General features: G+C 53.7%; 8 protein-coding genes. 5 read left to right on the top strand and 3 right to left on the bottom strand.

The genetic code is table 11. The annotated features are described in order from the left end of the window. Positions 1–39 precede the first annotated feature (39 nt). Positions 40–1,383, top strand: coding sequence for a glycoside hydrolase family 28 protein (locus KDC22_RS27890; protein ID WP_211721074.1), 1,344 nt, complete (start codon positions 40–42; stop codon positions 1,381–1,383). 149 nt (positions 1,384–1,532) lie between these two features. Here KDC22_RS27890 and KDC22_RS27885 read toward each other — a convergent pair whose 3' ends face one another. Further along, positions 1,533–1,952: a hypothetical protein gene (locus KDC22_RS27885; RefSeq protein WP_211721073.1), complete on the bottom strand. Its 420-nt coding sequence runs from the start codon at positions 1,950–1,952 to the stop codon at positions 1,533–1,535. Between the two features lie 456 nt (positions 1,953–2,408). On the opposite strand from KDC22_RS27885, the gene KDC22_RS27880 reads away from it, so the two are divergent. Next, positions 2,409–3,419: a ketoacyl-ACP synthase III gene (locus tag KDC22_RS27880; protein ID WP_211724215.1), complete on the top strand. Its 1,011-nt coding sequence runs from the start codon at positions 2,409–2,411 to the stop codon at positions 3,417–3,419. 186 nt (positions 3,420–3,605) lie between these two features. On the opposite strand, the gene KDC22_RS27875 is transcribed toward KDC22_RS27880, so the two are convergent. After that, a complete protein-coding gene (locus tag KDC22_RS27875; RefSeq protein ID WP_211721072.1) occupies positions 3,606–4,622 on the bottom strand; it encodes a LacI family DNA-binding transcriptional regulator in 1,017 nt (338 codons plus the stop codon). Positions 4,623–4,809: 187 nt separating this feature from the next. On the opposite strand from KDC22_RS27875, the gene KDC22_RS27870 reads away from it, so the two are divergent. Continuing rightward, complete coding sequence (locus KDC22_RS27870) at positions 4,810–9,822, top strand: carbohydrate binding domain-containing protein (protein ID WP_211721071.1); 5,013 nt, start codon at positions 4,810–4,812, stop codon at positions 9,820–9,822. Positions 9,823–9,970: 148 nt separating this feature from the next. Here KDC22_RS27870 and KDC22_RS27865 read toward each other — a convergent pair whose 3' ends face one another. Continuing rightward, the gene (locus tag KDC22_RS27865; protein WP_211721070.1) at positions 9,971–10,525 is read right to left on the bottom strand and encodes a GbsR/MarR family transcriptional regulator; all 555 of its coding nucleotides are present in this window, start codon (positions 10,523–10,525) and stop codon (positions 9,971–9,973) included. Positions 10,526–10,779: 254 nt separating this feature from the next. Here KDC22_RS27865 and KDC22_RS27860 point away from each other — a divergent pair, with 254 nt between their 5' ends. Both KDC22_RS27860 and KDC22_RS27855 read left to right on the top strand, forming a co-directional pair. Next, positions 10,780–11,979: a quaternary amine ABC transporter ATP-binding protein gene (locus KDC22_RS27860; RefSeq protein ID WP_211721069.1), complete on the top strand. Its 1,200-nt coding sequence runs from the start codon at positions 10,780–10,782 to the stop codon at positions 11,977–11,979. Next, a complete protein-coding gene (locus KDC22_RS27855; protein WP_173131540.1) occupies positions 11,976–12,812 on the top strand; it encodes an ABC transporter permease in 837 nt (278 codons plus the stop codon). Before KDC22_RS27860 ends, KDC22_RS27855 begins: the two co-directional genes overlap by 4 nt. Positions 12,813–12,833: the final 21 nt, after the last annotated feature.

Here is a 12,833-nt window from a genome sequence, read left to right as displayed (position 1 = left end):
CTGTCTGGACCGGCAGCGGATTAGAAGAGGAGGCGGACCGTGTATAACATAGTGGACTACGGAGCGCAGCTGGACAGCGTGGTACCGGTAACGCAGGCGATTGCGGATGCGATTGCAGCAGCGCACGGGGCTGGTGGCGGGACGGTATATATTCCGGCTGGTACTTTCCTGACAGGCGCGGTTAGGCTACGCAGCAACATTGAGCTGCATCTCAGTCCTGGTGCGGTATTGTCCTTCAGTACCGATCCGGCCGATTATCCCGCTGTGGAATCACGGTGGGAAGGGGTGAAGCAGGAAGTCCATATGCCCTGTATCTATGGAGCGGGCCTGACTAATGTCTCTATTACTGGTAGCGGAACCATTGACGGGAATGGGGAACCCTGGTGGGACAAGCACCGCAGCCGCCCGGAAGAGTTGGAGTATCCGCGCCCGAGACTAATTGGCTTTGATGATTGCAGCCGGGTCACCCTCCGCGATCTGACGCTGATGAATTCCCCAAGCTGGACGGTGAATCCGATCAATTGCAGCAATGTGATGATCGATAATCTGTCGATTCTGAATCCTGCAGATTCCCCGAATACCGATGGAATCAATCCCGAATCCTGCCGCGATGTGCGTATCAGCAACTGCCATATCGATGTCGGCGATGACTGTATTGCCATCAAGGCAGGCACCGAGGATACCAAGGAACGGATTCCCTGCGAGAATATGACGATTACGAACTGTGTTATGGTCCACGGCCACGGAGCGGTGGTGCTGGGCAGTGAGATGAGCGGCGATATCCGCAATGTGACGATCAGCAACTGTGTGTTCAAGCAGACGGACCGCGGCATCCGCATGAAGTCCCGGCGGGGACGGGGCGGGATTATTGAGGATATCCGTATCAGCAACATTGTGATGGAGGATGTGATCTGCCCCTTTACGCTGAATCTCTATTATTTCTGCGGACCCCGGGGTGAGGAGAAATACGTCTGGGACAAGAATCCGTATCCGGTGACAGCGGAGACGCCGCAGTTCCGGCGGATTCATTATGCCAATATTACGGCCCGCAATGTCCATGCAGCGGCTGGGTTCCTGTACGGGCTGGCCGAGCAGGTGATCTCGGAGATCAGCTTCACCAATATTGATATTTCCATGGCGGAACATGCGGTGCCCGGCCATCCCGATATGATGAGCGGCATGGAGGATATGCAGCGCCGGGGCTTCTATCTCGGCAATGTCCGCGATGTGCAGTTTCAGCAGGTCAGCATTGAGAACCACGACGGCCCGGCCTTTTACATCGAGAATGGAGAAGCAGTGGAGCTTCTGAACTGCCGTTCGCGGAACACCGCCAAGCCGGAGAAGCTAGTGGAGCGGCTTGGTGGGGAGTTGGCGGAACGATAAAAGCCTGGGGCCGGTCAGATCAGGAGAGACCTGTGAGATCTGGTGAGATGAGGGGGAGTCGTTCCTTGGGGCGTGCGAATAGAATTTGTAAGTGAAAGAGCCTGGTCCTGTTAGGGGACCGGGCTTTTAAGGTTAAATAGAAGTTTGCTCTATTCAACTTGAATCTTCAAGGCATAAATCGCAGAACCCTTCTTCCAAGTAGCCATTACTCCATAAATGTAGGTGCCTTTACTATCCGGGACATGAAATTGGTTAGATTCGGTTATATCTTTGAACTTGTATTTACTAAAGTGTTCTCTTATTAGTATGGAATCAGGTGTAGAGTCGAATTGTATAGTAATTGTAGATCCGTCCGGAATGATCGCGGGATCTTTGTCCTCCATAGCTTCCCATGGGCCACCATATAATTCTTTGGCACCCCAACTATATGTACTAATCTCCACAGGAACCGTCTCCCCGGTCTCCAAAGTAGCAACCATCTCAGGTAACGGCATAGAACTGAATTTACTACACCCAGTGATTACCACTATAAGAATAAGTGCTAATAATAACTTTCCTAACCTGTTCATAGGCATCCCCTTTTTGGCAGACTATGTAAGAGATATTCTATACTACGATTGCAAAAAATCAAACAAAGGGATAGTTGTATTCTGTACATTTAAAAACTGTGAAAAGGAAGAATTTCCTCTTCTAACTGTAATTTGTACAACTAAATCTGCCCGAATAGGAAGAAACCCGGTAGAGACGGAATTTTAGGTGTACGAAATACAACTAAACGTATCATAGGTGGAATTTCAGATGATTTAGGTGTATGGAGTGCAATTAAGTAGACGACATGTACTTTAATCGGGCACGGCAAACTCTTAGTATGCGATGGGTTACACCATTCCCTACTGCCTCCGCAAACACTTGACGCTTGCGAGAAAACATTTTTGCAAAATAACCGGAGCAGAGTTATAATTAGTACCAAGTACTAATAGTAGATACTAAACTAAATTTAAATATGAGGTGAACCTAAAATGAAGATGAAGGGTGCAAGAATTACAGCGATTGGAACTTATGTGCCGGCCCGGAGACTGACGAATCATGATCTGGAGCAGATGGTCGATACCAATGACGAATGGATTGTGCAGCGGACGGGTATCCGGGAGCGCAGAATCAGCGGCAGCGATGAACACACCAGTGATCTATGTACAGCCGCCGTGCAGGATCTGATGCAGCGTTACGGTAAAAGCGTAGGCGATGTGGACATGATTCTCGTGGCTACCAGCACGCCTGATTTCACGTTCCCCTCTGTGGCGTCCATTGTGCAGCATCGTCTGGGCATTCCGCTGACTTCAGGGGCGATAGATCTGAGTGCCGCCTGTGCCGGATTCGTCTATGCACTGCATACGGCCCATGCGCTGGTGTCCTCGGGACTCCATCATAAAGTGCTGGTTATAGGTGCCGATGCGTTGTCTAAAATAACCGATTACACCGACCGCAGCACCTGCATTCTGTTCGGTGATGGAGCAGGAGCGGTGCTGGTGGAGAGCGGGAGCGGCCAGGATGATTTTTTGGGATTCCATCTCGGCAGTGACGGGAGCGGGGCGCAGCATGTCTACCGCACGGGGCTGGCGGACAAGGTGAACGGATTAGAACTCGCAGGTACTGGCAAGCTGGTACAGAACGGACGGGAGGTCTTCAAATGGGCGGTCCGTACAGTTCCGCAGGGGGTACAGCAGGTGCTGGAGAACGCAGGGGCAGACCTCGCAGAAGTAGACTGGTTCATCCCGCACAGCGCCAATCTGCGGATGATTGAACCGATCTGTGAACGGCTCCGCTATCCTTTTGAGCAGGCGTTATATAGTCTTGAATATTTCGGCAATACCTCAGCGGCCAGTATTCCGCTTGCCCTTGACCTGGGTATCCGCGAAGGTAAGGTACGCAGCGGCCAGCGGGTATTACTGTACGGCTTCGGAGCAGGCCTTGCCCATGCGGGTCAATTGGTCAGACTATCGCTGGACCCTCAGGTGTCTGCTCCAACAGCTTTTTAAATTAAACACAAATAATGGGGACCAAGCCGAAATATGGTCCCCCTAATCAGAAAAATGGTGCCTTGAACCATCCTATCAAATGAGAGATTATATAATCGAAAGCGGTTTCAGAAGGATTCAGGCAAGCAAGCAGAACAAAGAAACAGAGGGGAGGTAGTGTAATCTGTACCCGGAGGAGACTGCGGTTCACCGGCTCAGCCCGCTACCGCAGGATTCGCGGACGATCAGAGCCGGTTCGACGACAAAGGAGCCGCCTTCAGACTGATTGTTGATGAGATCGAACAGCATATGGGCCGCAAGCACACCCAGCCGTTCCTTGTTCTGGCGGATGGTAGTCAGTGTAGGACTGGTATACTGGCAGGCCTCGATATCGTCACAGCCGATGATGGCCACATCCTCGGGAACACGCAGACCCTGCTCCTTCAAGGCGCGGACTGCGCCGAGGGCGAGGAGGTCGGAGGCGGTGAAGATTGCTTTTGGCAAATCTCCCGAATGAATTAACGAGCTCATCGCCGCATAGCCGCTGGGTTCGAAGAAATCGTCACCGTGTACGAACCACTGCGGATTCATGACCAGGCCGAACCCGGCAATGGCGCTGACATATCCCGCTTCACGGCGGTTGGAGATGTCCGAATCTGCTGTGCTGCCTATGAATCCAAGCTCCCGGTGACCGAGCAGGTAGAAATGCTCCACCACTTTGGAGGCAATCTGGTAATTGTCCGACATGACATACCCTGATTTCTTGCCGGTCAGCTCCAGATCAACGCCGATACAGGGGATATGGCTCCGGTCCAGCTCCTGGATCGCAGGCTCCATCTGTTGACCGGAGATAATGACACAGCCGTCCACATGGAAATGCAGGCAACGCGAATAGTAATCGCCGCTGTTAATGAACTTCTCATTCGAGAAGAAGATCAGATCGTAACCCAGTACGCCCATCTGTTTCTTGAAGGAATTCAGCACTTCTACGAAAAAAGGATGGGTAAATTCCACATTCAGCTCACCGGCAAAAATAACCCCGATCAGGTTCGACTTCTTGGTCGCCAGCGTCTTGGCGGAGCTTGAGGGCGTATATCCGGTTTGTTCGATAATATCGAGCACTCTTCGCTTCGTTTTTTCGGAGACATCGCTGTAATTGTTCATAATTTTTGAGACAGTGGATACAGAGACCCCGGCCATTTCGGCAATTTTTTTGATATTCATTTGCATGGCTGTTGCCACCCCCGCTTCCTAGAGTCTATTCAACTTACCGAAACAAGTCAAAGGTTAATTGCAGCCAGGGGACAAGTACGCGTATGACCGAAACCGATTTCGATTATTGCAGCTGAGCAAGGCCTGACCGTGTGATTACGGGAAGGACAAGACTGAATCTAGAGGAGGCATTTACCCTATGCAAAAGAATATATCAGCGTTGTTAGCAGCTGCTGTAATCGTTACTGGACTCTTGTCGCCGCTGGGAGGCGGAACGGCAGGCGCCTTGCCGTCCAAGAGTGGGTATGCAGCAGCCACGGAGAGCGCCGCTGCTATACAGAACGGAAGCTTGGCCAGCGATAAATTGAAAGCGTTTACTGATGTGAAGACAGATAGCTGGGCGGCACATGCCGTGCAGCGCTGGAGCCGCAGCGGGGTGATCTCCGGCTACGGGGACGGCAGCTTCCGGCCGGATCAGCAGGTGACCCGGGCAGAATTCACGGCAATCGTCAACCGTATATTCGGCTACACGGAGATGGCTGCTTCGCTCCCGGCTGATGTGCCTGCGGGAGCGTGGTACAAGAACGATATCTCCAAGGCGGTAGCGGCGGGATATCTAAGCGCGGGAGCGGATCATCATATCCAGCCCGCAGCCAAGCTGAAGCGCGGGGAGGCGGTTGTGGCGCTGCAGAAGATCTTCCGGCTGGAGACTGTCAACCATACCGGGGCCTTATACAGCGATCTGGCCGGAGCGGACAGCGAGGTCAAATCTGCAGCGGATGCCTTCTCGGCAGCCGGATACATCCAGGGTTACCCTGGCGGATTGTTCAAGCCGGGCGGGAGTATTACCCGCGCCGAGCTGGCCAAGCTGGCAGACACACTGGTGCAGGAGCTGTATTCCTCCGGCGGGGAAGTGAAGCCGGGAACGGTACACGGAAATGTGGTGCTGAACCATGAAGGAGCTACGCTCAAGGACAGCGTTATTGAAGGGAATCTGTATCTTACCGAGGGTATCGGAGAAGGCGATATCCGGATTGAAGGTGTGCAGGTAAAAGGCACAACCTATATCCGCGGCGGCGGTGAACATAGCGTGACCTTATTGAACAGCAGCCTCGGCGCTGTTCAGGTTGCGAAGCCCCGGGGCACCATCCGCATCGTTGCCAGCGGGACCACCGTGACGGGAACCGTATACCTGAACTCCGGTGCCAGCCTTGAAGAAAGCAGCCTGACCGGAGAGGGATTCACCGATGTTATACTTCCGGCGGGGGAGAAGACGGTCGCCCTTAAAGGGAATTATGGAGTGGTATCCACCGCAGATCCGGCCGGAGGGAGCCTTACGCTGAATTTCTCCGGCAAGCTCGCCAAGCTGATCTGGGGCGCTCCCGGCACAATTGTGCTGCAGGACAAAGCACAGGTGGCCGAGCTGCTCATCCGGGCCGGTGCCAAAGGCCTGGCAATCCGGGGCAGCGGCAGCTTCGGCACTGTGCTGAACCAGGCGGATGGTGTTACTGTCGGCGGCTTCGTCCTCAAGCAGGGGAGCAGCACGAACCTGAATCCGGCTGCACCGCAGGCCAGCGGGGCACCTGCTGCCGGAGGCGGCGGTGAGACGGCCACGGCTACACCGGCTGTCACAGCTACGCCGGAGCCGACACGGACGCCTGCACCAGTGGTTACGCCAGAGCCGACGCCGGAAGCAACCCCGGCGCCAACCACAGATCCATGGAGCCTCGTGTGGAATGACGAATTCGATGACAATGTCATTGATCCGGCCAAGTGGACCTATGATCTCGGTGATGGCACCGCTGTCGGGAATCCGGGCTGGGGCAACAATGAGCTGGAGTATTACACCAATGATGCGAAGAATGTGCAGGAACAGGGCGGGAAGCTGATCATCACCGCGCGCAAAGAAGCGGTAGGCGGCAAGGAATATACTTCCACAAGAATTAAGACTAACGGACTATACAGCAAAATGTACGGCAAATTCGAGATCCGGGCGAAGGCACCGACAGGCAAGGGGCTGTGGCCGGCAATCTGGATGCTGCCGGAGAATTATGCCTACGGCAATTGGGCAGCCTCCGGGGAGATTGATATTATGGAAGGCTGGGGCAGCCGTCCGAATGTGGTTGCCGGCACCATCCACTATGGTTCCCAGTGGCCGGATAATGTCTATTCCGGCAAGGAATATGTGCTGCCGGGCGGCTCCACGATTGAAGAGTTCCACACCTATTCTATTGAGTGGGAGCCTGGAGAAATCCGCTGGTACGTGGATGGCGTATTATACTCCACGAAGAATGACTGGTACAGCAAGAGCAGCGGCCAGCCGGCCATGAATGCTTATCCGGCACCGTTCAACCAGAAGTTCCACCTGCTGATGAATCTGGCGGTCGGCGGCAACTTCGACGGTAATCCTACGGAGGATACGTTATTTCCGAGTTCCATGGAGATTGACTATGTACGAATATACGAGCTGACGGGACGCGACTACAAGCAACCGGTTCCTGTCCAGTGGGAGAAGGAGCCGTATCTGGAGGGGGCTAAGCTGCCGCTTGCAGACGGCAACTTCATTCATAACAGCAGCTTCACTGAACAAGTGGAGGGTGATGCCGGAATGGGCATCCCGAATACAGCACATTGGGTACTGTATAAGGATGAAGGAGCGGATGCGGCTCTGTCCGTTGAGCAGCTCGGCGGGAAGAATTTCCTTCAGGTGAACATCAGCAAGCCCGGAGGCAATACCTACTCCATTCAGCCGCAGGCCATTGTCTCTCTGGCGAAGGGCAGATTCTACAAGCTGAGCTTCGACGCGAAGACAGATACGGCCCGGGAGTTCACAGCCCGGCTGACCGGCGGCGCAACGCTGGGATTCCCATCGTATTCTCCGGCGTTCAAGGCGGAGCTGACACCGGACATTCAGCATTTCGAGACGATGTTCCAGATGAAGGAGAACTCGGATAATGCGGCTCGGGTCGAGTTCAACATGGGCACTAATGCTTCCCCGGTATGGCTCGGCAATGCAAGACTAGAAGAGATTGATCAGATTCCCTTCGATCATGACAGCGCCAAAACGCCGCTCGGCAGCGGCAACCATCTCTACAATGGCAGCTTCGATCTGGGAGAAGTGAACGGACGCAGTTATTGGCATGTCGAAGGTACGGGAGGTGCTGAGGTCAGCCCGGTGGTTAAGGACGGCCGGCTGGAGCTGGGGATTGCAGGAAACGGAGGCGCGGAGGCTGATGTTACCCTGCTGCAGAAGGGGATTTTCCTGGTGCAGGGGCATGATTACAAGCTGACCTTCGAGGCGGACAGCTCCTCCGCACGGACGGCCACAATTGAACTGCGGGGCCATGACGGTTCGGTATATGCTTCACAGCCGGTGCAGCTTACTGCAGGCAAGCAGCAGGCGGAAGCTGTGTTCACTGATCTCGCGGGAGTAACGGATCATCTGGGCCAATTCGTGCTGCGGCTTGGCGGCGACGCCGGAACCGTGGTGCTGGATCAGTTCCTGCTGCTGCGCACAAGCTTCTATTACGATCCCGATATCGACTACTTTCCGCTTAAGAACGGCGATTTCAGCAATGGCTTTAATGGCTGGGATCAGCTGCTCTTCGAGAAGGGCGGACAGAGCAGTTCAGCGGCAGGAGACGGGGCCGCGAGGTTCCACATTACGAATACCGGCAACGAGGCCTATTCGGTCATGCTGTTCCAGAATGGCCTGAAGGCCGCGGCCGGATCGAAATATATCATCGAATTCGATGCCAGTTCCAGTGTAGCCCGTGAGATTAGCGTAAGGGCAGAGAATGGACAAAATTCCCCATCGCATGGCGAGATTGTGAAGCTGTCACCGGAAAAGAAGCATTACGTAATGGAATTTACGCAACTGACCAAGGATACCTTGTCGCTGAAGTTCCTGCTCGGCAAAGTGGAGGGTGTAAGCATTGCGCAGGCTCATGATATTATGATCGACAATGTGAAATTCGAGGTTAAGGATGCTCCGGCCAAGCCGCAGGAACTGGTTGCGGACAGCACCAATAACCGGGCGCTGCAGCCGGTCGAGCTTACTTTTGCCGAGAAAGAGGATTGGTCAAGCAAAATTAAGACAGTGAAGGTAAACGGAACAACGCTCGGGAAGGAGCTGTACGCGGTTCAATCCGGTAGCATTCGGCTGGATGCGGCGGTATTCCCGGCAGAGGACCGCTATATGATCTCCGTAGAAGCCGACGGATATGTTGCTGCACCGGTGGTCCAGTACATTCTGGCAAGCGGCGATAATCTGGTGTTCAACGGTTCATTCGGCGCAGGCGATGCAGGCTGGTCAATCTGGTCCCCGGACAAGGGAATGTCGTCCTTCCAAGTGGCTGGCGGTGTAGCGGAGGTGCAGATTAACGCTGCCGGTTCAGAAGTCTGGCATACGCAGCTCTATCAGGAGAATATCCGGCTTGAAGCAGGCACAACCTATGAACTGAGCTTCAAAGCCAAATCTACGGTTCCGCGGCAGATGATTGTGGAGTATGGCGGCACCTCTGCCCAGCCAGCCCAAGCGAAGTTCGAGGTCACGGCAACCTGGGCGACTTACAGTGCGCAGTTCACGGTTACCAATAACAATCTGTTGAAGCTGAACTATCTGATCGGCAAAACGCTGGGCGAAGACGGAACGGCCAACAGCACAGCGCATACGATCTCTCTGGACGATATTGCGGTCCGGGAGGTTACAGGCGGTCCGGTCATTGAACCGGTCAGCGGCACGCTGGAGAACGGAACCTTCGATGCCGGTCAAGGCCTGAAGGGCTGGACGCAATACTTCGAAGGGCCCGGATCAGCCGCAGCCAGGGACGGGGAACTGGAAGTCCTGCTGAACTATACCGGATCAGCGAACTACGCCGCCCAGGTTGATTACAGAGATCTGAAGCTGGTGCAGGGCAAGAGCTACACCTTGAGCTTCAATGCCCGCTCAGATGTGAACCGGCTGGTTGAGGTGGCGGTGGAGCACTTCGGCGGGGATTACACGAAATATCTGCCGGCAACCCCGGCTGCATTAACGGGCGAAATGCAGCACTTCAGCTACACCTTCACCATGAACGGTGGAACGGATGCCGGAGCGCATCTGGTATTCCTGCTGGGTCAGATCGAAGGCAACAGCCCGGAGACCAATGCTGCCATCGCAGCAGGCAATCATATTTACATGGATGACGTCAGCCTGGTGGAGAATCTGTAAGGGTACAATTTTAAAAAAGCAGCGATTCCGTTATAGGAGAATCGCTGCTTTTTGTTGTTGGTCCAATGCTGAACCGTACCGTCCAGTTAGAGGACGGCATAGCTTTTTCCGCTTGGCTGTGGAATAGGATGGGCACATATAGCTGATATTATTCTTTAGGGATTAATTCAAAGATCTTACCGGTTTCAAGCGCTTCAATCAACTTCAGCAGCCAGCGGTAATATTTGATGGCTTCCTCAATTTTGATCTCGTCGGTCTGGAGCAGGCGGGTAGTGTCAGGCTCGTCCGCATAGTCGGTTTTCATCTGCCGGATCTCGGCCAGTGATTTGTTAAGTGCGGTCATATTTCCTTCAACCGCTTTTCTCCATTTAATGGAGAAGTAGTCGCTGAAGTTCTGATGCCAGTCGGGGACCACCTCGAACAGATCCTTGCGGGTGCCCTTGCCCCAGACTTTGTCGATCATCTTCAAATCCAGCAGGGTACGCACTCCAGTACTCATTGAGGTCTTGCTCATGCCCATGTTACTGCTCAGTTCATCCAGTGTGACCGGGCCCTCCTTGAAGTACATGTAACCGTATAAATGCCCGATGGACAAGGTGATTCCGTATAAATCCATGTTTTTGCCGATAGAATCGATCACTCGTTCACGGGCCTTGCTGATTTTCTCTATTTGCTCGGGCAGAAGCCCCTCTAAATCGTTCATGATGTCCCTCCTGAGGAATAGGCTGACAGGCTAGAAACCTCTCCAGTGTATTGTAATCAAATCCTTGGCAAGAAGTAAAGAATTCATCAATAACGGAATATGGCGTTAAACAGAGTATTCTATACGTAAAGTTTGTAAAGTTAAAACTGTACACTAAATTTTAACCGAATATGCGCTTTGCTTCTCTTTTCGTAAGTCCGTTACACTAGGTCAGTAGCATTAACCCGAAAGTAAAAGGGGAGAAGGAGGTCACCATGGCAATTATAGAGGTGAAACAGTTAACCAAAGTATTCGGTCATGATGCAGCACGGGCGCTTCCATTACTGGAGCAAGGCTGGTCCAAAGAGAGAATCGCCAAGGAGGCCAAGCTGACGGTTGGAGTGAACAAAGCCGAATTCAGCATTGAAGAAGGAGAAATATTTGTCATTATGGGATTGTCGGGCAGTGGTAAATCCACGCTCGTCCGTCTATTGAACCGGCTGATTGAGCCCACCGGGGGGCAGGTGCTGTTCAAGGGTAAGGATGTTGTCAAGATGAACCCGGAGCAGCTAAGAGAATTCCGGCGGAAGAACATCGGCATGGTCTTTCAAAAGTTCGCGCTGTTCCCGCACCGCAGTGTGCTGGCCAACGCTGAATATGGACTGGAAGTTCAAGGGGTGGAGAAAAGTAAGAGAACCCGTCTTGCCATGGAGGCTCTTGAGCTGGTGGGCCTAAAAGGCTGGGAGAATCACCGTCCGGATCAGCTTAGCGGGGGCATGCAGCAGCGTGTCGGCCTGGCGCGCGGTCTGGCCAATGATCCTGACATCCTGCTGATGGATGAAGCGTTCAGTGCGCTTGATCCGCTGATCCGCAAGGATATGCAGCAGGAGCTGCTGGAGCTGCAGTCCAGAGTGAAGAAGACGATTGTATTCATCACGCATGATCTGGATGAGGCGCTGCGGATCGGGGACCGAATTGCCCTGATGAAGGACGGGGTCATTGTCCAGATCGGATCGCCGGAAGAAATTCTGATCCAGCCTGCGAACAAATATGTGGAGCGTTTCGTGGAGGATGTGGATCTGTCCAAGGTCCTGACTGCTTCTCATGTGATGCGCCAGCCGGAGATGATCCGCCCGGAACGCGGACCCCGGGTTGCCCTGCAGCTTATGCGGGACAGCGGCGTATCCAGCCTGTATGTTGCGGATAATGAGATGCGGCTGCAAGGTCTGCTGACTGCGGATAATGCCTCGCAGGCGTTGAAGGAGAACCGCAGCATACTCGATGTGATGCTGCGTGATATTCCCCGTGTTCAGCCGGATACGCTGCTGAATGATCTGTTCGAGCTGATGTCGGAGACACATCTGCCCGTTGCTGTAGTAGGGGAAGGCGAGAAGCTGAAGGGCATTGTTATCAAAGGGGCTGTGCTATCTGCCCTGGCCGGTAACGCGGTTCCTGAAGGAGGATTAGGTTCATGAATATACCCAAGATACCGCTCGGAAAGGGCGTAGAATGGATCGAAGATTGGCTCACGACCTACTTCGGCCCTATATTTGATTTCATTCATGCTGTGATCGGGGGAATGGTGAGCGGGATTGATGCGGCGCTGAATTTCCTGCCCGCGATTGTGTTGACCCTTCTTATCGCTGCTCTGGCCTACTGGATTGGCAAATGGCGGATGGCGCTGTTTGCAGTGCTCGGGCTTTTGCTGATAGATAATCTGGGGTTATGGGGCCCGTCGATGCAGTCGCTGGCCCTTGTGCTGACAGCCTCCTTATTGGCTGTAGTTATCGGGGTTCCGCTGGGAGTATTCTGTGCGCAGAGCAAGACCTTCCAGAACATTGCCACCCCTATCCTAGACTTCATGCAGACGATGCCTGCGTTCGTCTATCTGCTTCCGGCTGTCTCATTCTTCTCGCTGGGGGTTGTTCCCGGCGTCATTGCTTCTATTATATTTGCGATTCCGCCAACGATCCGCTTAACCAACCTGGGCATCCGTCAGGTGTCGCCGGAGCTGGTGGAAGCTGCGGATGCCTTCGGTTCAACCGCAAGCCAGAAGCTGTTCAAGCTGCAGCTGCCGATCGCACTGCCGACCATTATGGCCGGTATTAATCAGACGATCATGCTGTCCCTGTCGATGGTCGTTATCTCGTCCATGATTGGAGCCCAGGGGGTCGGAGCCTATGTATACCGTGCGGTATCGCAGGCCAAGACCGGCGCGGGCTTCGAGGCGGGGATCGCCATTGTTATTATTGCCATACTGCTGGACCGTCTGACCCAGAAGCTGTTCAAATCCAAACCACAAGGATAGGAGTGTATTATAAATATGAAT

The organism is Paenibacillus tritici, assembly GCF_018207515.1.
Lineage (GTDB): Bacteria > Bacillota > Bacilli > Paenibacillales > Paenibacillaceae > Paenibacillus_AQ > Paenibacillus_AQ tritici.
Note: the sequence above shows the minus strand (reverse complement) of the source record. Positions and strands in the feature narration are given on the sequence as shown.

What these genes read in the sequence shown, in the direction of transcription:
- KDC22_RS27875 (WP_211721072.1), bottom strand. Translation starts at nt 4,622, where the DNA reads ATGAATATCAAAAAAATTGCCGAAATGGCCGGGGTCTCTGTATCCACT.
- KDC22_RS27880 (WP_211724215.1), top strand. Translation starts at nt 2,409, where the DNA reads ATGAAGGGTGCAAGAATTACAGCGATTGGAACTTATGTGCCGGCCCGG.
- KDC22_RS27865 (WP_211721070.1), bottom strand. Translation starts at nt 10,525, where the DNA reads ATGAACGATTTAGAGGGGCTTCTGCCCGAGCAAATAGAGAAAATCAGC.
- KDC22_RS27885 (WP_211721073.1), bottom strand. Translation starts at nt 1,952, where the DNA reads ATGAACAGGTTAGGAAAGTTATTATTAGCACTTATTCTTATAGTGGTA.
- KDC22_RS27855 (WP_173131540.1), top strand. Translation starts at nt 11,976, where the DNA reads ATGAATATACCCAAGATACCGCTCGGAAAGGGCGTAGAATGGATCGAA.
- KDC22_RS27860 (WP_211721069.1), top strand. Translation starts at nt 10,780, where the DNA reads ATGGCAATTATAGAGGTGAAACAGTTAACCAAAGTATTCGGTCATGAT.
- KDC22_RS27870 (WP_211721071.1), top strand. Translation starts at nt 4,810, where the DNA reads ATGCAAAAGAATATATCAGCGTTGTTAGCAGCTGCTGTAATCGTTACT.